Raw genomic sequence first — 18,453 nt, 5'->3', positions numbered from 1 at the left:
AGTCCAGAACCCGTGGTAGTGACCATCGCGACATGGACCGGGCGGTCTAGAAAATGCGGGGTATCATCTACCCTTCAGCCCAGAGACCGGTGAGACCATGCACAAGCTGACCCCCAAAGGCGCCGCTACGCGGGACCGGATCGTACGGGCGGCCACCGACCTGATCCTGGAACGCGGCGTCGGCGGCATGACCCTCGACGAGATCCGCGCCGGCACCGCCACCAGCAAGAGCCAGCTGTTCCACTACTTCCCCGACGGCAAGCGCGACCTGGTCGCGGCGATCGCCGAGTTCCAGAGCGGCCGGGTCGAGCAGGCCCAGCGCCCGTGGCTCGACCACCTGGACAGCTGGGAGTCCTGGCAGGGCTGGCGCGATGCGGTCGTCGCGCACTACCGCGGCCTCACCCACCTCTACTGTTCGCTCACCGCGTTCGTCAACGAGGTCACCCCCACCGATCCGGAGCTCGCCGCCGCCATCGGCGCCTACGCCGACCGCTGGCTCGATCACCTGACCGCCGGCGTACGCAAACTGCGCGCGAAGCGCCTGATCAAGCCGGAAGCGGACCCGGAACGTCTCGCCCTGATGGTTTTCACCGCCCTGCAGGGCGGGCTGCTCGTCATGCAGGCCAAGAACTCCATCGAGCCCCTCGAAGCGGCCCTCGACGGCGCGCTGCTCGCCCTGCACAGCCAGCACCCCTGACCTGTCCACATCGCGCCATGGCAAGGGTCGGGCAGGTCAGGAGGCTGTTCCGTACGTATCGGCGTTCTTGAAAATGCGAGTCGCCGCCCCACCATCACGCGGGGCGCCGGTTACGCAAAGGAGACGGCCGTGCGACGAAGAGCTGGAACCGCGGCAGTGGTGGTCGGTGTCCTGATCGGAGCCGGAACAGCACTGAGCCAGACGGCAGCCGCCGCTGCGCCCGCGAAGACCACGGCGACGACCAGAGCGCAGGCGATCACGCTGATCACCGGGGACGTCGTGTCGGTCACCGACGCGGGCGACGGGCGGTACGCGGCGACCGTGCGACCGGCCCCCGGGCGGGAGAACATCGCGTTCCGCACCACCGAGGCCGGCAACGGACTGCAGGTGCTGCCCCTGGACGCCGTGCCGCTGATCAAGAGCGGTCAGCTGGACGCCGAACTGTTCGACGTTCAGCACCTGCTCGCCGAGGGCTACGGCGACGCCGACAGCACCACGCTGCCACTGATCGTGCAGTCGGCGGGCGCCGGCAACCTCCGTACCCTCGCCTCAGGCGGAACCACCGCACTGCCCAGCGTCGGGGCAGTGGCCGTGCGCGCCGACAAGCTCTCGTTGTCGTCCTTCTGGCGAAGCCGGAAGGACGCCCGCACCGCGGCGGCGCCGGGCCGGATCTGGCTCGACGGCCGGGTGAAAGCGACCACCGACCCGGGCATCGAGCAGATCGGCGCGCCCACGGCCTGGAAGAACGGGCTGACCGGGGCCGGCGTCACCGTCGCCGTGCTCGACACCGGCATCGACGCCGGCCACCCCGACCTGGCCGGGCGGGTCGCCGCCGCGCAGGACTTCAGCGGCAGCGGCAACACCGTCGACCACTTCGGCCACGGCACCCACGTCGCCTCGATCGCGGTCGGCGCCAAGGGTGTCGCGCCCGGCGCCCGGCTGCTGGTCGGCAAGGTCCTCGACGACACCGGCAGCGGCTACGAATCCGGGATCATCGAGGGCATGCAGTGGGCCGTCGACAGCGGCGCCAAAGTGATCAATATGAGTCTCGGCGGCAGCGCCACCGACGGCACCGACCCGATGAGCGCGGCCGTCGACGAACTCAGCGGACGCGGCGCCCTGTTCGTCGTCGCGGCCGGCAACGAGGGCGGCGACTACACCGTCGGCACGCCCGGCGCCGCGACCTCGGCCCTGACCGTCGGCGCGGTCGATGCCGACAACCAGCTGGCCGGCTTCTCCAGCCGCGGGCCGCGCCTGGGCGACCAGGGACTCAAACCGGAGATCACCGCCCCCGGCGTGGACATCGTGGCCGCCCGCGCGGCCGGCACCACGATGGGAACACCGGTCGACGACCTGTACACGACCGCGTCCGGCACGTCGATGGCGACCCCGCACGTGGCCGGAGCCGCCGCGATCCTGGCCCAGCAACACCCGGACTGGTCCGGCCACGTCCTCAAGGACGCGCTGGTCAGCACCGCATTGACCACCAAGACCGCCACCGTGTACGGACAGGGCGCCGGCCGGGTCGACCTGACCCGGGCCACCACCCAGACCGTGACCGGCACCGGCGTGGCCGACTTCGGCCTGGAGACGGTCAGCCGGACCGTCACCTACAGCAACACCGGGACGACCCCGATCACGCTGGCCCTGACGGCGAGCATGCCCGGCGTGACCGTCGCGGCGAGCGTGACCGTGCCGGCCGGGGCCAGCACCACCGTGCCGCTCACCCTCGACCGCACGACCGGCAGCAAGGGGGTGCTCGGCGGCTGGCTGACCGCCACCGGACCGGGCGGCGTCCTGGTCACGACCGCGCTCGGCGCCACCGTCGACCCGCCGCACCACCGGGTCACCTTCACCGCCGTCGGCCAGGACGGACAACCCACCGCCGTGCCGGTGTTCCAGATGTTCGGCGACGACCAGCGCTTCGACACCCTCGGCTACCTCGACCGCGGCGAATCCGGCTGGGTCGACGTGGCCGAGGGCGACTACCTGGTCGACGCCACCCTGGCCGCGGGCACCGGCCGGCACCCCGAGGACGCCCTGGTCACCATCCCCGAACTGCACATCGACCGGGACCTGACCGTCGTCCTGGACGCCCGCAAGGCCCGGCCGATCCGGATCGAGACGCCGAAACCGGCCGAGCAGCAGGCGGTGCTCAGCTACTACGTGCACCGCGTCACCGGCACCGGACGGCAGATCGACAACGGGTTCATGGACTTCAGCGCGACCGAGAAGGTCAACGTGACACCGACCGCGCCGCTGCGCGCGGGCGCCTACGAGTTCTCGTCCCGATGGCAGCTGGTGGCGCCGTTCGCGCGGGCCACGTTCGCCGGGTCGGGCACCTACGACCTGCGGCCGATGCCGACCACCCCGGTCTTCACCGGAACCCGGCAGTACTCGCTGTCCCCCTCGGCCAGCAAGAACCGGGCCATGATCATCCCGGTCGACGGCGACGAGTACGAGGCCGTTCAGCGGGCCGCCGACGCCGGAGCCGCCCTCGTGCTGCTGCGACGCGGACCGGACATGGCCGCCTGGAGCACCTGGGACCCCTCGGCCGAGGAGCGCCTGCCGATCCCGGCCCTGTTGATCGCCGACGACATCCGGATCACCTCCGACAAGATCGACATAACCATGACACCCGACAGCCCCTATCTGTACGACGTCATCCAGGTCTCCACCGGCCGGGTCCCCGCCCAGATCGTCCACAAGGTGACCGCGGCCAACTCCTACCGCGTCACCAGCCGATACTCGTACAACGGCGGGCTCGCCTGGGTGCGCGAGCAGCGCTTCGGGTGGCGGCCGTGGCAGGACTACGCGTGGAACGACCGGCAGCGGGCCGCCGCGACACCCTCCGTACGCGAAGAATGGGTTTCCTCCGGCGACAGCCTCTGGCAGCACCACGTGCACCAGGACTACCCGTGGAGCGACCTCGACTCGGCCCTGGACACCGGATTCGCCGACCGGCCCCGCTCCTACCCGCGACCCGGCGCCGCCACCGAGACCTGGGCCGCACCGGTGGTCCGGCCGGCCACCCCGGCCGGATACGCCAACACCCGCACCGGGAACGTGCTCAACCTGCGGGTGGCCGACTTCGTCGACGCCGGCGACAAGCACTTCACGATCGACGAGGCCGACCAGTCCGCGGCCCGGCTCTACCGCGACGGCACCCTGATCAGCGAGACCCGCGACGCCTGGCGCGACATCCCGATCCCGGCCGCGGCCGCCACCTACCGGCTGGCCCTGACCACCGCGCGGGGCGGCGACGAATGGCAGTACGGGCGCTCGACCAGCACCGAGTGGACGTTCCGGTCGGCCCGGGCGGGCACCCTGCCGCTGCTGCAGATCGGATACGCGGCACCGGTCTCGCTCAACGGCACCGCGACCACCCGCACCCACCTGCTCGGGATCAACGTTCCCGGCGCCCGCACGGTGGCCGTGTCACTCTCGGCCGACGAGGGAAAGACCTGGAAAACGACGTACGCCATAGGCAGTGGGTTTGTCGTGCCGGCCGGAAAGGGCACCGTGTCGATCAAAGTCACCGCCACCGACCGCGACGGCAACACGGTCAAGCAGACCGTGCTCCGCGCCTACGGACGATCATGATCCCGATCGAATGGGGCCTACAACCAGCCCCGCCGCGCCGCCTGGAACGCCAGACCGGCCCGGCTGTCCACCCCCGCCACATCCATCAACCGGTCGAGCCGCCGCTGCACGGTCCGCTTGCTGACCCCCAGATGCGTCGCGATCGACTTGTCCGGCATCCCGGCCACGACCAGCGACAACAGTAGACGGTCGGGCTCCTCGGCGGAGCCGTCGGAGAACAACGGGGTGGCCCGCTCCCAGTAGCTCTCGAACAGCGCGATCAGCGCGTCGAGCAGCTCACTGGAGCGGATCACCGCCGCCGTCGGCTCCCCCAGACCCCGCACCGCGTCCGGCACCAGCGGGCAGATGGCCATCGTCCGGTCGGCGATGGCCAACCGCACCGGCAGGGTGGGCAACGTCCTCGACCGCTCACCCAGCCGGACCGCCTCGACGATGCTCTCCAACTCCCCCGGCTTCTCCAGCAACTCCCGCTCGTAGATCGCCCGGTACCGCACACCACGGGTCAGCGCCGGGGTCTCCTCGGTGTTCTCCGGGCCCTGCATGGCGATCGGATTGGCCCGGCAGAACCAGAGGATCTCCTCCCGCGCCGAATCCTGCATCTCCCGCAACCGCTGCCGCAACGCCGCGACCCCGACCACCACCTCGACCAGGTGATCGGCGCTGCGACGGCGGGCGGTCGACCGGTACTCCTCACTCAGTGACGCCACCATCCGGCGGGCCGCGTCGAGATCCTGCTGCTCCCGCAACAGCACCTCGCCCAGCGCGACATCCGGCGGCAACGCGTCGAACGGCGGGCCGCCGGTGGCCAAACCCTTGTCCCGCAACGCCTCCAGGAGCGCGGCGGCCTCGCCGGCCTCGATCCCGGCCTGCGCGGCCAGGTCGTCGGGGCCGGCGCCGGCCATCCGCAGCAGCAGGCGGTAGGCCTGCTGCTCGGCGGGCGGCAGAAGATGCAGCCGATCATTCACGCCGCCACAATACGAAGGATTCGTTACTTTTAGATGCTCAGCCCACCGCCGGCGGGGTCATGATCGACACTTCGCGCAGGCCGGCCAGGTTCGCCGTCGGGGTCAGTTCCACGGTGTCCGCGTCGGCCGGCTTGGCGACGGTCGCCCGGCCGATGGTCACCGCGCCGATCCCGTTCTCCTGCGACGGGTCGGCCACCACGACCCGGTTGGTCACGTTGATCTCCATCTTCTCGCCGGCCGGGACACCGGTCATGAGCAGCTTCCCCCCGGTCCCCCGGACCGTCCCGGGCACGTTGCTGATGTTGGTCCAGGCCGCCATGGTGAAGGCCGGGCTGGTCACCAGGTCGATCGTGGCCTCACCGCGGGCCTCGTCGACCGACGCCACCCGCCCGACCAGCCCTTCGGCGACAACCGCGAGCTGACCAGGCCGCACCGCACGGACGGCCACCACGATCTGCTGATCACTGCGCCGCACGACCTGGCCGCGCACCCCCTGAGCATCACCCGAGGCGCCACCGTCGCCCGGCACCGCGAACACCCTCCGCCACTGGGCGAACAGTTTCGCCGGCTTCACGAAGCCGCGGACCGTCGTCGTCTCGGCCGTCGCGTCGGGCAGCGCCTTGACGACAAAACGCCCCGTGGCCGTCTCCGGGCCCTGCCGGTACTCGTCGTCGAGAGTCGTGGTCGACATCTGTACCAACGTGACCCCGGGCATGGCGACCGCGATGGCGTACGTGTCCCAGAACGACTGACCCGCCCGCCCGGCCGGACCCTTCAGCCGGGAGCTGATCAGACTGACCACCTGGGTACGGACCGGGTCGGGGGCCGGGCGGTCGGCGCGCAGCCGCAACGCGTCGGCCGCGGTCGTGTCACTGGTGAAGAACGCCAGCCGGGCCGCGTTGCGCTCGTCGTAGCCCTGCAGGACGACCACCGAGTGCAGCTCCCGGTCGTGGGCCGCGACCAGCGGCCGGACCGCGGTGTGCGGGCCGCCCCGATCCCAGACCTCGGTCGCCTCCCGGAGCAGACCGGCATCCACGTCACCGGCGGCCGACCAGCCCAGGAACGGGCCGTCCGGCGGCACCGCCGCCAACTGCGGGGCCGGACCGACCGCGACCAGCCGGAACGTCGCCACCACGACCGCCAGGCAGACGGCCACCGCCGTCGCACCGGCGAACCGCCGCCGGGCCCGCAGGCGACGAGCCCGCCGGAAGATCAGCGCCTCGAAACCCTCGGTGGGGATCACCGGCTCGGCCAGCTCGGCCAGGCCCTCTCGCAACTCCGTCGGACTAGACATACCGCACCTCGTGTTCGGCCCACTGCGCGCGCAACGCCTGCAAACCCCGGGAGGAAAGACTCTTGACCGTGCCCACCGAGCAGCCCAGCACTCTGGCCGTGTCCTGCTCCGACAGGTCCTCGTAGAAGCGCAGCACGACCGCCGCGCGCTGCCGGGCCGACAACCCGTCCAGGGCCCGGCGCAGCCAGTCACGCTGCTCGACCGCCACGTACTCGTCCCGGGCCCGGCCCTCGACCAGACGACCCAGCGGCTGCTCCCACCAGGACCGACGCCGCTGACTGCTCACGAACGTGTTGAACAGGACCCGCTGCACGTAATGATCGATACCGTCCGAACGCTGCAGCCGGGACCAGGCCACCACGGTCTTGGCCAGCGTCGTCTGGACCAGATCCTCGGCCCGGCCCCGATCACCGCACAACAGGTAGGCCGTCCGCAGCAGCGCGCCGTACCGCGCCCGGACGAAAGCCGTCACCTCCTCATCGTGATCGCGCATCAGGCCCCCGCACCCTTGATCTCCATCTCACGGGTCCTACATACGCCCCGAGACCGGAGAAAGGTTGCCACCGCCTGGAAAGTCAGTAATGGATCGGGCCCTTGACGCCGCCACCGACCGCGACGGCATCCCCGTTCACGGCGACACTGCGCGGGCTGGCCAGGAACACGATCACATCGGCGACCTCGGCCGCCGTCACCAGCCGGCCGATCGAGACACCGCTCGCCAGCGCCAGCCGGGCCTGCTCCGGAGTGGACCCGTCGGCCCGGGCGCGGGCCTCGGCCAGCGCCGGGAGCCGTTCGGTCACGGTCAGTCCCGGGTGCACGACGGTGACGTTCACACCGTGCGGGCCGAGCTCGTCGGCGAGATTCTTGGTCAGCGCAGCCACCGACACGTTGCGGATCGAGCCGAACGGCGAACCGGACGACCGGGCGGCCAGCCCGCTCACGTTGACGATCCGGCCCCAGCGCTGGGCCACCATGTGCGGGGCCACCGCGCGGGCGGTCCGCAGATAGCCCAGCACCTTCGTCTCGATCTCGTCGCGCAGGTCCTGGTCGACCAGCCGGGCCAGATCGTGCGGGGTGCCCGGCACGGCCGGTTCCGCCGCCGCGTTGACCAGGATGTCCACTCCCCCGAGAGCGGCCACGGCGGCGTCGGCCATTGCCCGGACGGCCGCGTCGTCGGTCGTGTCGGCGGGCAGCACGACCACGTCGGCGCCGTCCTTGCGCAGGCGTTCGGCCGCGCTCTCCAGGGCCGGGGCGCCCCGGGCGACGAGGGCGAGGCGCACGCCCTCGGCGGCCAGGGCCTCGGCCACCGCGAGGCCGATACCGCGGCTGGCTCCGGTGACGATCGCGCGCTTGTCGCGCAGGTGCAGATCCATCAGCTGATCATTCCAGAGCTCGACGGCGGGCCGCCGCACAACGCCTGAGGTGTCCTAGGAGGCTGGGTTGGATCTGATGATGCCGAGGATCCGCTCCAGCGTGTGGATCAGCTGGTGGCCGGCCTGCCCCAGCGGCTCCAGCAGATCCTGATGCCCGGCCAGATCGCCCAGCATCTCGACATAGCCGAGCATCGTGGCGACCGGCGTGCGCAGCTCGTGGGAGACCGCGGCGATCACGTCGTCCTCCTGGTCGCGCAGCCGTCCCAGCCGTGCGCGCAGTGAGGCCAGGACCTCGGCGTTGCGGCGCGCCTGCAGGTACGCGCCGGCCTGCGCGCTGAGGCTCTCCAGCAACGCCATCCGGGTCTCCCCGACCAGCCGCGGGCGGTGATCGAAAACCGCCACCGAGCCCAGCACGTGACCGTCGGCGTCGATCAGCGGCACGCCGGCGTAGAAGCAGATCGGCGGCGCCTGGTTCACGTGCGGCAGGTAGCGGAACAGCGGGTCGTCCCGGGTGTCGGCGACGACCAGGGGCCGCGGGTCGTCGAGCAGCCGGGCCGAGAAGGACACGGCCCGGCTGGTGCCCGGCTCGGCCAGCCCGGTGCTTCCGGCGAACCACTGCTGCTCGCGGTGCACCAGGGTGACCGACGCCATCGGTGTGTCGAAGACCTCGGTGGCGATCCGGGTGAGGCCGTCGAGGATCTCGGGGCGGGCGCCGCCGACCAGACCGTAGCTGTCGACGGCGGCGAGGCGGGCGGCCTCGCGCTCGGTCTGCTGCATGTACGTCTTCAACGGCCGGAATGCCCCCGTCGTGAACGGGTACCGGTTGCGATTCGGTGGCAACCAGGAGTGGATCATCGCCCGCCGTCGTGCTTGGGTGGGGGCGTGAACGGGCAACTGCGGGGCGAGACAGTCAGAACGAGACGGCCGGACACCGCCGTCCGCGCGTTCCTGCGCACCGAGGCGGGCAGCGCCGGCGTCCTGCTGGCCGCGATCGTCGCCGCGCTGATCTGGGCGAACGTGGCCGACGGGTCGTACGAGCGGTTCTGGGAGACCCCTCTGGCGCTGCGCCTGGGCGAGCACGGCGTCGACCTGCCCCTGCGGGACTGGGTCAACAGCGGCCTGATGACGTTCTTCTTCCTGGTCGTGGGCCTGGAGGCGCGGCGCGAGTTCGACCTGGGTGACCTGCGCGACCGGCGCCGGTTCGTCCTGCCGGCGCTGGCCGGGATCGTCGGCATGGCCCTGCCGGTGACGATCTTCCTGGCGGTCAACCACGGCGGCCCGCACGCGGCCGGCTGGGGTGTGGCGATGTCCACCGACACGGCGCTGGCGCTGGGCCTGCTCGCGCTGGTCGGCCGCCGGGTGCCCGACCAGGCCCGGCTGCTGCTGGTCACCGTCTCGGTGGTGGACGACCTGGTGGCGCTGCTGGTGATCGCCGTGGCCTACACCGAGCACGTCGAGATGATGCCGCTGGTCGTGGCCGCGGTGCTGTTCGCGGTGGCGTTCGCGCTCGTACGCCTGAAAGTCCGCTCCGGATACGCGTACCTCCCCATCGGGGTCGCCATGTGGTTCGCGATGCTGGCCAGCGGCGTCGACCCGGTGGTCTCCGGGCTGGCGCTGGGGCTGATCGCGCCCGCCTACACGCCGGCCCGCGACGCCCTGCGCCAGGCCAGTGATCTGTTCCGGTCGTTCCGCGAGCAGCCGACCGTGGAACTGGCCCGGTACGCCCGGGTCAGCCTGGTGCAGGCGCTCTCCCCCAACGACCGGCTGCAGCGCACCTACCAGGGCTGGACGAGTTACCTGATCGTGCCGCTGTTCGGCCTGGCCAACGCCGGGATCGGGATCGACGCGCACTTCCTGCGCACGGCGTTGACCTCGCCCCTGACGGTGAGCGTCTTCCTGGCCTACGTCCTCGGCAAGCCGATCGCCGTGACCGGGGTGTCGGCCCTGGTCACGTGGCTGAGCCGGGGCCGGATGCGGCCGGTGGCGGGCTGGTCGTCGGTGCTCGGGGCGGGCTCGATCGCCGGGATCGGTTTCACCGTGTCGTTCCTGATCGCGAACCTGGCGTTCGAGGGGGACGCGCTGGCCGAGGCGAAGCTGGGCGTGCTGCTGGCCGCGGTCGCCTCGTCGGCGGTGACCTGGGCGGTGTTCCGGGTGACGTTCCTGCTGTCCCCGGCCCGCAAGGCGGTGCTGCTGCTCGGCGACGCCGACCAGCTGACCGACCTGGTCCCGGACGTCGACCACGAGCGCGATCACGTGCGCGGCCCGGCCGACGCGTCGGTGACCGTGGTCGAGTACGGGGACTTCCAGTGCCCCTACTGCGGCCTGGCCGAGCCGTCCGTCCGTGAGCTGCTGACCGACACCGACCTGCGGTATGTGTGGCGTCACCTGCCGCTGACCGACGTGCACCCGCAGGCGCAGATGGCGGCGCAGGCGGCCGAGGCGGCGGCCGCTCAGGGCGCGTTCTGGGCGATGCACGACCTGCTGCTGTCCCGGCAGGACCATCTGAAGATCAAGGACATTCTCGGGTACGCCGAGCAGCTGGGCCTGGACACCGACCGGTTCCACGAGGACATGCTGGCCGGGGCCACGGCCGCCCGGATCGACGAGGACGTGGAGTCGGCCGACCTGAGCGGGGTCTCGGGCACGCCGACGTTCTTCATCAACGGGCGCCGGCACTACGACGCGTACGACGCCGACACCCTGCGCAAGGCGGTCAAGGAGGCCCGCGTCCGCGCGAAGATCGCCGCCCGCCGCCGCCCCGGTCAGCCCACGGCCGGCCCGGACACTCAGCCCTCGGCCGACCCGGATCCGGGGCTGACCAGCCCGGTCTCGTAGGCGACGACCACCGCCTGGGCCCGGTCGCGCAGCCCCAGCTTGCCGAGGATCCGGGCCACGTGCGTCTTCACCGTCGCCTCGGAGAGCGTCAGGTGCGCGGCCAGCTCGGCGTTGCTGAGACCGCCGGCCAGCAGGCGCAGCACCTCGGTCTCGCGCGGGGTCAGCGAGGCCAGGTCGCGGTGCCGCCCGGCGGTCTGCGGGTCGCGCCGGGCGAACCGCTGCACGAGCCGGCGGGTGATCGCCGGGGCGAGCAGCGCGTCACCGTCCTGGACCATCCGCACCGCGGCCACCAGCTGCTCCGGGGTCACGTCCTTGAGCAGGAAGCCGCTGGCCCCGGCGGCCAGCGCCGCGTACACGTACTGGTCCAGGTCGAACGTGGTCAGGATGATGATCCGCGGCGGCGACCCGGCGTCGGCCAGGATGCGCCGGGTCGCCTCCAGGCCGTCCAGCTCAGGCATGCGCACGTCCATCAGCACCACGTCGGGGCGGGTGCGCCGGACCGCGGCGATCGCCTCGGCGCCGGTCGCGACCTCGGCCACCACCTCGACGCCGTTGGCGGTCAGGATCATCCGGAAGCCGGTGCGGACCAGGGCCTGGTCGTCGGCGATCACCACTCGTACGCTCACGCCGCCTCCAGCGGGATCAGGGCCTCGACCCGGTAGCCGTCGCCGGGCAGCGCGCCGGTGCGCAGGGTCCCACCGTAGAGGGCGAGCCGTTCCCGCAGGCCGATCAGCCCCCGCCCACCGGTCCGGCCGGCCGCGGCCGGGCTCCGGGCGGCGGTGTTGCCGACCTCGACCCGCAGGGCCTGCGGCGTGTACTCGACGACGACCGTGGCCGCCGCGCCCGGCGCGTGCCGGACCATGTTGGTCAACGCCTCCTGCACCACCCGGTACGCGGCCAGCCCGATCCCGGAGGTGACCGGCCGCTGCTCCCCGGCGACGGTCAGCCGCACCGGCACGCCGGCCTCCCGCATCCGCGCGACCAGCTCGGGCACCGCGTCCAGGCCGGGCTGCGGCTCCTCCGGCCCGTCCGAGGCGGTCTCGGCGAGCAGGCCCATCACGGTGCGCAGCTCGGTCAGCGCCGACCGGCCGGTGCCCTCGACCGCCAGCAGCGCCTCCCGGGCCTGCTCGGGCTCGGTGCCGAGGACCGCGCGGGCCGCACCGGACTGGATCACCATCACGCTCACGTGGTGCGTCACCACGTCGTGCAGCTCACGGGCGATCCGGGCCCGTTCGCCGGCGACCGCGTCGCGCAGCGCGTGCTCCTGCGCGCGGGCCTCGGCGGCCAGCCGCTGCCGGTCCTCCCCCAGCCGCCGGCGCCACACGTGGTAGCCGCCGGCCGCCGCCACCAGCGGCGCGAGCAGCACGAACGGCAGGTAGTCGGCCGGCACGGTGATCAGCATCAGCTCGCGCAGCACGGTCACCAGCACCGCGGCCAGGGGCACGGTGGCCAGGGCGGCGAACCGGTAGGGGCTGTGCGCGGCCGCACTGTAGACGCCGACCAGGCAGGCCAGCACCACGCACGGATACAGGTCGGGCTGGTCCGCACCGCCGGTGACCAGCACCAATGAGGACGCGGCCATGGTCGCCCACAGAACCGCGAGGGGGTAGCGTCGACGCAGCGCCAGCGGCGCGCACATGACGAAGACCAGGATCAGCGCGCCGAACGCCGAACCGGGCGCCTTGGCCACCTCGGGCAGGCCGAGCGGCAGCACCGGGGGCCGCGGAACGGACACGTCGTCGGTCGCGGTCTGGAAACAGATCAGCCCCAGCACCGCGGCCAGGGCGGCGTCCAACAGCAGCGCCCGCCAGCCCGGCCGGGGCAGCGGCCCGACCGCCTCCATCCACCTCATCCGGCCATTCTGGCCGGTTCCCGCGAGGCCCGTCGTCCCTCGCGGTGTGCAGGGCGACTACATCGCAAGGATGACGTCACCGAAAATCCACTTGCGACGGTACGGCCGTTGCCCCGCCCGGCCGACGCGTGCGCCCCGCCCTCGCTCCTAGCGTCGTCGCCATGACGCAGCCGATGATCGCACTGACCGGGGTGACCCGCCGCTACGACGAGGGCCCGCCCGCACTGCACGACATCTCCCTGACCATCGCCGAGGGCGAGAGCGTGGCCGTCGTCGGCCCCTCCGGCAGCGGCAAGTCCACCCTGCTCAACCTGATCGCCGGCCTGGACCGCCCGGACGCCGGGGAGGTGACCGTCGCCGGCACCCGGGTCGAGCGGCTCGGCGAGGCGGCCGCGGCCCGGTTCCGCCGCGACCACGTCGGCCTGGTCTTCCAGTTCTTCAACCTGCTCGACGACCTGACCGTGCTGGACAACGTGCTGCTGCCCGCGCAGCTGGCCGGCGCGTCCGGCCGCGGAACCCGGGAACGCGCGGCCGGGCTGCTGGACTCGCTCGGCATCGCCAAGCACACCGCCGCCTACCCGGGCCGACTCTCCGGCGGGGAGCGCCAGCGCGTCGCCGTCGCCCGCGCCCTGATCAACCGGCCGTCGCTGCTGCTGGCCGACGAGCCGACCGGCGCGCTCGACACCGCCGCCGGCCAGGACGTCCGGGACCTGCTCAACGACCTGCACGCCAGCGGGCAGACGATCGTGCTGGTCACCCACGACCCGCGGCTGGCGCAGGCGTGCGCGACCCGCACGGTCAGCATGCGCGACGGCCTGATCGAGGCGATCCGATGACCGGGCTGGGCACGGTCATCCGCTCCGGCGTACGCCGCCGGCGCGTCCACACCGTCGTGATCGCGCTGGTCGCGGCCGCGGCGGTGACCGCGACCGTGCTCGGCGCGGGCCTGCTGGTCGCGTCCCGGGCGCCGTACGACGACGCGTTCAAGGCCCAGCGCGGAGCGCACCTGAGCGTGCGGGCCGATCCCGCCGCGGTCACCGAGGCCCAGCTCACGGCGTCGGCGGCGGCGCCCGGCGTGGTCGCGGCCTCCGGTCCGTACCGGATGGTGGTGGTCGCCTTCGCATCCTCGGACGGGATGCCGGCGCTGTCGCTGACGGTGGTCGGCCGGGCCGACGCGGGCGGCGAGGTGGACCGGGTCGAGCTCAGCTCGGGGCGCTGGGCCACCGGCCCGGACGAGCTGGTGATGGGCGGCGGCGCGGTCCGGCTCCCGGTCGGATCCCGTCTGACCAGCGCGAACGGCAGGAAGCTGACGGTCGTCGGGGTGGCCCGCTCGGTCAGCGCCACCGCCGCGGCCTGGGCGTCACCGGCGACCGTCGCCGCGCTGGACCGGCCGGACGCCGACCACGGGTACCAGATGCTCTACCGGTTGGCCGCCGCCGACACGGCGGCCGAGGTCGACGCCGGTCGTGCCGCGATCACCGCGGCCCTGCCGCCCGGCGCGGTCGTCGCCGCCCGCTCCTGGCTCGACGTCCGGCAGCACGCGGTCGAGGACGCCGCCGTCTTCGTGCCCTTCCTGGTCGCGTTCGCGCTGCTCGGCATGGTGATGGCGGTCCTGGTGGTGGGCACGGTGGTGGCCGGGACGGTCGGCGCGGCCACCCGGCGGATCGGCATCCTCAAGGCGCTCGGCTGCACCCCGGCCGGGATCGTCCGCGCCTACGTGACCCAGGCCGTGGTCCCGGCCGCGGCCGGTGCGCTCGCCGGCGCGGTCGTGGGCAACGTGATCGCGCTGCCCGTGCTCGCCGAGACCGAGCAGGTGTACGGCTCGGCCAACACCGCGATCGACTGGTGGGTCACGCTGGTCGCCGCCGCCGGCGTGCTCGCCGTGGTCGCGGCGACCGCGTGGGCGGCCTCGCTGCGGGCCGGACGCCTGCGCACGGTCGAGGCGATCGCCGTCGGACGCGCCTCCGGGCCGGTCCGCGGCCGTCGGGCGGCCCGGCTGGCCGCGCGGCTGCCGCTGCCCCGGCCGATCGGGTTGGGGCTGGCCCGGCCGTTCGCCCGGCCGGTCCGCACCGGCGCGATCCTGCTGGCCGTCGCGTCCGGGACGGCCGCGGTCACGTTCGCGACCGGGCTCGGCGCGTCGCTGCTGCACATCCAGTCGGCCGCCCAGCAGGACGCGGCCGACGTCGTCGTGCGCGCCGACCCCGGCCGGGGTTCCGGCCTCTCGGCCGGCGGACCCGGCACGTCCGGCACCTCCGGCGGCAGGTCCGACGCCTCCGGGGCCGACCCGGCCTCGGTGCTGGGTGCGATCACGGCGACGAACGGGACGCGGGCGGCTTACGGGCTGGCGCAGGCGCCGGTGGTCGCGTCCGGCTACAGCGACCCGCTCGCGCTGAACGCGATCACCGGCGACGCGACCTGGGACGGCTTCGTGATGGTGTCCGGCCGCTGGTTCGCGGCGCCCGGCGAGGCGGTCGCGGGCGCGCCGTTCCTGAAGGCGACCGGCTCGCGGGTCGGCGACACCGTCACCGTGCAGCTGAACGGCCAACCGCTGCGATTGCGCCTGGTCGGTGAGGTCTTCGACACCGGAACCGGCGTGTTCACCGGCGCGGTCACCGGACTGGACCCGATGGAGTATCGGATCGCGCTGAACTCGGGCACGGACACCGGCGCGTACGCCCAGGCACTGAGCGGCGCGCTGACGAGGTGGAACCTGACCGCCCGGTCCAACAGCGCCGAGATCGACCCGATCCTGCTGGTCGTGCAGGGCCTGACCGCCACGCTGACCCTGCTGCTCATCGCCGTGGCCGCGCTCGGCGTGCTCAACATGCTGATCCTCGACCTGCGCGACCGGGTCCACGACCTGGGAGTGCACAAGGCTCTCGGGATGACCCCGCGCCAGACGATCACGATGGTGGTCGCCTCGGTGGCCGGGATCGGCCTGGCCGGCGGACTGCTCGGGGCCCCGGCCGGGGTGGCGTTGCAGCGCCTGGTCGTGCCCGCGATGGCGGCCAGCGGCGGCCTGCACCTGCCGGACTCACTCCTCGACGTCTACGGCCCGCTCCTGCTCACCGCCCTGTTCCTGGGCGGCCCGGCCATCGCCCTGATCGGCGCTCTGCTCCCGGCCGGTTGGGCCGCCCGGACCCGGACCGCCACAGCCCTGCGCACCGAGTAGCCCACCCGGCCGGCGCTCACGGTCGTTCTCAAGCCCGGATCCAGCTGTGAGCACCAGCCGAGGCCCCGGCTGGTGCTCACGGCTGTTTTTCTGCTCGGGAGCGACCGTGAGGACCAGCCGGGTCAGGGGGTGGCGGCGCGGCGGTGGTTGCGGACGGCCAGGACGTTGTCGACCAGGCGGTCGACGCGGCCGGGGAACTCCGGGGCGTCGGGGGACGGCGTGCCCTGGCGCATCATCCCGGCGATGTAGATCGGGGACAGAATCAGCTCGAACAGGTCGATCGGGGTCAGCTCGGTGGTGCCGCTGCGGTCGAGCAGCACCTGGAACTGGGCCAACCGGGGCTGACTCAACGCGCCCGCGCCGAGCAGGCCGACCTCCGGGTCGGCGGCGGCCGAGATCAGCGCGCGCAGCAGGCCGAGACCGCCGGGGCGCGACACGCTCGCCTCCAGCCGGTTCCCGTAGGCCAGCAGGTCGGCCCGCAGGTCACCGGTCGCCGGGACCGGGGAGCGCTCGTTGACGTCGGCGATCGCCACGTCCAGCAGCAGCGCCTCGGCCGTGCGCCAGCGCCGGTAGAGCGTGGCCGGGTGCACTCCGGCCCGCGCGGCGACCTCGGGCAGGTGGATGACGCCGTCACCGGACTCGGCGAGCAGGGCGTGGACGGCCGCGTGGACGGCTTCGCGGGTGCGGGCCGTCCGGCCTCCGGGGCGTGCGGTGCCGGTGGCTTGTGTCATGCCGACGACTTTAACGCGAATCGGGTTGCGTTTGTAGCCTTCCTCGCCGTACGTTAAATGCGAAGTGATTCGCAATAAGAGGGAGGCAGTCATGGCCAAGGTCCTGATCGTCGGCGCCGGCATCGGTGGCGACACACTCGCTACGCTGCTCGGACGCGCCGGCTGGGACGTCACCGTCGCCGAGATCGCGCCGGGGCTGCGGGCCGGCGGGCAGACCGTCGACCTGCGAGGTGACTCGCGCGACGTGCTCGATCGGCTGGGCCTGCTCGACGAGTGCCTGGCCCGTCTGGTCCCGCAGCGCGGCGTCACCTGGATCGACGAGACCGGGCGCCGGCTGGCCGAGATGCCGGTCGAGGCGTTCGGCGGCCACGGTCTCGTCTCCGAGGAGGAACTGCTGCGCACCGATCTCGCGCGGGTGCTCCACCGCGCCGCCTCCGAGCACGTCACGCACCTGTTCAGCGAGACCGTGGACGCTTTGGAGGAGACCCCCGATGGCGTACGGGCGGTGTTCCGTAACCGGCAACCGGAGACGTTCGACCTGGTCGTGGGCGCGGACGGCGCCCACTCACGGGTGCGGTCGCTGGTCTTCGGGCCGGAGGAGGACTTTCGGCGGCCGCTCGGTTTCGCGCACGCCTGGTTCACGCTGACCGAGCGTCCGGGCACGCCCGGCCTGGACGGCTGGATGACGCTGTGCAACGTCCCGGGCAGTCTCCTGGTGGCGGCCCGCCCGGGGCACCCGGGTGAGCAGGAGGTCGGGATGTCGTTCCGCGCCGGCTCGCTGCCCCCGCGGCACGACCGGGAGGCCCGGTTCGCGCTGCTGGAGCGCACGTTCGCCGGTGTCGGCTGGCGCACCGCGGAGTTCCTGGCCGCGGCCCGGGAGGCCGAGGACTTCGCGCTCGACACCTACGACCAGATCGTGGTCGGCGGCGGCTGGCATCGCGGGCGGGTGGTGCTGCTCGGCGACAGCGCCTGGTGCGCGAGCCCGCTCAGCGGTCTGGGCACCGCCCTGGCCCTGCAGGGCGCGCAGGCGCTGGCCACGGCCCTGCTCTCCGGGGACCCGCAGGCCCTGGAGACGTACGAGAAGGTGATGGAACCTCGGGCGGAGGCCGCGCAGCGGATGTTCCCGGGGCGCGTCGCCATGTATGCCCCGCGCACCCGGACCGGCATCCGGGTGGTCGCCGGCGTGATGCGGCTGGTGCAGACCCGACCGGTCAGCGCGCTGCTGGGCCGGCTCGTGGCCCAGCACGGTCAGGCCCCGCGCAGTGCCAGCCTCAGCCACTCCTCCACCCCGGCCACGTGAACGACGGCCCACGAGCGGGCCAGGTCGGACTGCCGGGCGGCGATCGCGTCGAGGATGGCGGCGTGCTGCTCGCGGGTCCGGTCGACCGCGCCGGCCTGGGTCAGCCCGCGCCAGATCCGGGCGCGGGTGGTCGGCCCGGACAGGCTGTCGATGAGCGAGCAGAGCAGGTCGTTGCCGGCCCCGGCGGCGATCCGGTGGTGGAAGTCCAGGTCGTTGGCGACCAGCTCGTCAACGGTCGCGTCGTCCCGCAGACTGTGCAGGACTTTCCGCAGCTCGGCGATGTCGGCGTCGGTCATCCGCTGCGCGGCCAGCGCGGTCGCGGCCGGTTCCAGGATGCGCCGCACCTCGAAGAACTGCAGAACCGTGTCGTCGCGGTGGAAGTCGACGATGAAGCTGAGCGCGTCGAGGAGCAGCTGCGGCGCGAGACTGGTGACGTAGGTGCCGTCGCCCTGGCGCACGTCCAGGACTCTGATCAGGGAGAGCGCCTTGACCGCCTCCCGCAGCGAGCTGCGCGACAACCCCAGCCGCTCGGCCAGGTCGGCCTCGCGCGGCAGCCGGTCGCCCGGCCGCAGATCGCCCGAGACGATCATCGCCTTGATCTTCTCGATCGCCTCGTCGGTCACCGCCACGG

At 72.9% G+C, this 18,453-nt stretch carries 15 protein-coding genes; 6 read left to right on the top strand and 9 right to left on the bottom strand.

Going from position 1 to position 18,453, the window contains the following annotated elements:
* Window positions 1-97: 97 nt before the first annotated feature.
* Together ACSHV8_RS09020 and ACSHV8_RS09015 are read left to right on the top strand one after the other, a co-directional pair.
* The gene (locus ACSHV8_RS09020; protein ID WP_436531274.1) at window positions 98-697 is read left to right on the top strand and encodes a TetR/AcrR family transcriptional regulator; all 600 of its coding nucleotides are present in this window, start codon (window positions 98-100) and stop codon (window positions 695-697) included.
* Between the two features lie 129 nt (window positions 698-826).
* Window positions 827-4,300 carry a S8 family peptidase gene (locus ACSHV8_RS09015; protein ID WP_436531272.1) on the top strand — a complete coding sequence of 1,158 codons (3,474 nt, stop codon included), beginning with the start codon at window positions 827-829 and terminating at the stop codon, window positions 4,298-4,300.
* A 17-nt stretch (window positions 4,301-4,317) separates the two neighbouring features.
* Here ACSHV8_RS09015 and ACSHV8_RS09010 read toward each other — a convergent pair whose 3' ends face one another.
* The 5 genes from ACSHV8_RS09010 to ACSHV8_RS08990 form a co-directional block, all read right to left on the bottom strand.
* Entirely contained in the window at window positions 4,318-5,265 is a 948-nt protein-coding gene (locus ACSHV8_RS09010) for a helix-turn-helix domain-containing protein (RefSeq protein ID WP_436531270.1), read from the bottom strand.
* Between the two features lie 37 nt (window positions 5,266-5,302).
* Entirely contained in the window at window positions 5,303-6,559 is a 1,257-nt protein-coding gene (locus tag ACSHV8_RS09005) for a rod shape-determining protein MreC (protein WP_436531268.1), read from the bottom strand.
* Window positions 6,552-7,052 carry a SigE family RNA polymerase sigma factor gene (locus ACSHV8_RS09000; protein WP_436531266.1) on the bottom strand — a complete coding sequence of 167 codons (501 nt, stop codon included), beginning with the start codon at window positions 7,050-7,052 and terminating at the stop codon, window positions 6,552-6,554. The genes ACSHV8_RS09005 and ACSHV8_RS09000 overlap by 8 nt, the downstream gene beginning before the upstream one ends.
* 82 nt (window positions 7,053-7,134) lie before the next feature.
* On the bottom strand, window positions 7,135-7,932 hold the full coding sequence (locus tag ACSHV8_RS08995; protein ID WP_436531264.1) for an SDR family NAD(P)-dependent oxidoreductase: 798 nt from the start codon (window positions 7,930-7,932) through the stop codon (window positions 7,135-7,137).
* A gap of 54 nt (window positions 7,933-7,986) precedes the next feature.
* The gene (locus ACSHV8_RS08990) at window positions 7,987-8,709 is read right to left on the bottom strand and encodes a GAF domain-containing protein (RefSeq protein WP_436531262.1); all 723 of its coding nucleotides are present in this window, start codon (window positions 8,707-8,709) and stop codon (window positions 7,987-7,989) included.
* 105 nt (window positions 8,710-8,814) lie between these two features.
* Between ACSHV8_RS08990 and nhaA the strand changes: the two genes are divergently transcribed.
* On the top strand, window positions 8,815-10,767 hold the full coding sequence (nhaA, locus tag ACSHV8_RS08985) for a Na+/H+ antiporter NhaA (protein WP_436531260.1): 1,953 nt from the start codon (window positions 8,815-8,817) through the stop codon (window positions 10,765-10,767).
* Here the strand turns inward: nhaA and ACSHV8_RS08980 are convergent.
* A complete protein-coding gene (locus ACSHV8_RS08980; protein ID WP_436531258.1) occupies window positions 10,719-11,393 on the bottom strand; it encodes a response regulator in 675 nt (224 codons plus the stop codon). The two genes, nhaA and ACSHV8_RS08980, sit on opposite strands and share 49 nt — an antisense overlap.
* Window positions 11,390-12,619 carry a sensor histidine kinase gene (locus ACSHV8_RS08975; protein WP_436531256.1) on the bottom strand — a complete coding sequence of 410 codons (1,230 nt, stop codon included), beginning with the start codon at window positions 12,617-12,619 and terminating at the stop codon, window positions 11,390-11,392. The genes ACSHV8_RS08980 and ACSHV8_RS08975 overlap by 4 nt, the downstream gene beginning before the upstream one ends.
* A 161-nt stretch (window positions 12,620-12,780) precedes the next feature.
* Between ACSHV8_RS08975 and ACSHV8_RS08970 the strand changes: the two genes are divergently transcribed.
* Both ACSHV8_RS08970 and ACSHV8_RS08965 read left to right on the top strand, forming a co-directional pair.
* Window positions 12,781-13,455, top strand: a complete 675-nt coding sequence (locus ACSHV8_RS08970; RefSeq protein ID WP_436531254.1) for an ABC transporter ATP-binding protein — start codon at window positions 12,781-12,783, stop codon at window positions 13,453-13,455.
* Window positions 13,452-15,791 carry an FtsX-like permease family protein gene (locus ACSHV8_RS08965; protein ID WP_436531252.1) on the top strand — a complete coding sequence of 780 codons (2,340 nt, stop codon included), beginning with the start codon at window positions 13,452-13,454 and terminating at the stop codon, window positions 15,789-15,791. The genes ACSHV8_RS08970 and ACSHV8_RS08965 overlap by 4 nt, the downstream gene beginning before the upstream one ends.
* A gap of 122 nt (window positions 15,792-15,913) precedes the next feature.
* Here ACSHV8_RS08965 and ACSHV8_RS08960 read toward each other — a convergent pair whose 3' ends face one another.
* On the bottom strand, window positions 15,914-16,522 hold the full coding sequence (locus ACSHV8_RS08960) for a TetR/AcrR family transcriptional regulator C-terminal ligand-binding domain-containing protein (RefSeq protein ID WP_436531250.1): 609 nt from the start codon (window positions 16,520-16,522) through the stop codon (window positions 15,914-15,916).
* Between the two features lie 91 nt (window positions 16,523-16,613).
* Here ACSHV8_RS08960 and ACSHV8_RS08955 point away from each other — a divergent pair, with 91 nt between their 5' ends.
* A complete protein-coding gene (locus ACSHV8_RS08955) occupies window positions 16,614-17,822 on the top strand; it encodes an FAD-dependent monooxygenase (protein ID WP_436531248.1) in 1,209 nt (402 codons plus the stop codon).
* Here the strand turns inward: ACSHV8_RS08955 and ACSHV8_RS08950 are convergent.
* Window positions 17,771-18,451 carry a FadR/GntR family transcriptional regulator gene (locus tag ACSHV8_RS08950; protein WP_436531247.1) on the bottom strand — a complete coding sequence of 227 codons (681 nt, stop codon included), beginning with the start codon at window positions 18,449-18,451 and terminating at the stop codon, window positions 17,771-17,773. The genes ACSHV8_RS08955 and ACSHV8_RS08950 overlap by 52 nt on opposite strands.
* Between the last annotated feature and the right edge of the window lie 2 nt (window positions 18,452-18,453).

It is taken from the genome of Actinoplanes sp. HUAS TT8 (assembly GCF_051380535.1).
GTDB lineage: Bacteria > Actinomycetota > Actinomycetes > Mycobacteriales > Micromonosporaceae > Actinoplanes.
The sequence above is the reverse complement of the archived record's forward strand: the minus strand, read 5'-3'. Positions and strand labels throughout refer to the sequence as shown.

Coding starts and splice junctions, on each gene's coding strand:
- ACSHV8_RS09005 (WP_436531268.1), bottom strand. CDS start 6,559: ATGTCTAGTCCGACGGAGTTGCGAGAGGGCCTGGCCGAGCTGGCCGAG.
- ACSHV8_RS08975 (WP_436531256.1), bottom strand. CDS start 12,619: ATGAGGTGGATGGAGGCGGTCGGGCCGCTGCCCCGGCCGGGCTGGCGG.
- ACSHV8_RS08965 (WP_436531252.1), top strand. CDS start 13,452: ATGACCGGGCTGGGCACGGTCATCCGCTCCGGCGTACGCCGCCGGCGC.
- ACSHV8_RS08990 (WP_436531262.1), bottom strand. CDS start 8,709: ATGCAGCAGACCGAGCGCGAGGCCGCCCGCCTCGCCGCCGTCGACAGC.
- ACSHV8_RS08995 (WP_436531264.1), bottom strand. CDS start 7,932: ATGGATCTGCACCTGCGCGACAAGCGCGCGATCGTCACCGGAGCCAGC.
- ACSHV8_RS08960 (WP_436531250.1), bottom strand. CDS start 16,522: ATGACACAAGCCACCGGCACCGCACGCCCCGGAGGCCGGACGGCCCGC.
- ACSHV8_RS08955 (WP_436531248.1), top strand. CDS start 16,614: ATGGCCAAGGTCCTGATCGTCGGCGCCGGCATCGGTGGCGACACACTC.
- ACSHV8_RS08970 (WP_436531254.1), top strand. CDS start 12,781: ATGACGCAGCCGATGATCGCACTGACCGGGGTGACCCGCCGCTACGAC.
- ACSHV8_RS09020 (WP_436531274.1), top strand. CDS start 98: ATGCACAAGCTGACCCCCAAAGGCGCCGCTACGCGGGACCGGATCGTA.
- ACSHV8_RS09000 (WP_436531266.1), bottom strand. CDS start 7,052: ATGCGCGATCACGATGAGGAGGTGACGGCTTTCGTCCGGGCGCGGTAC.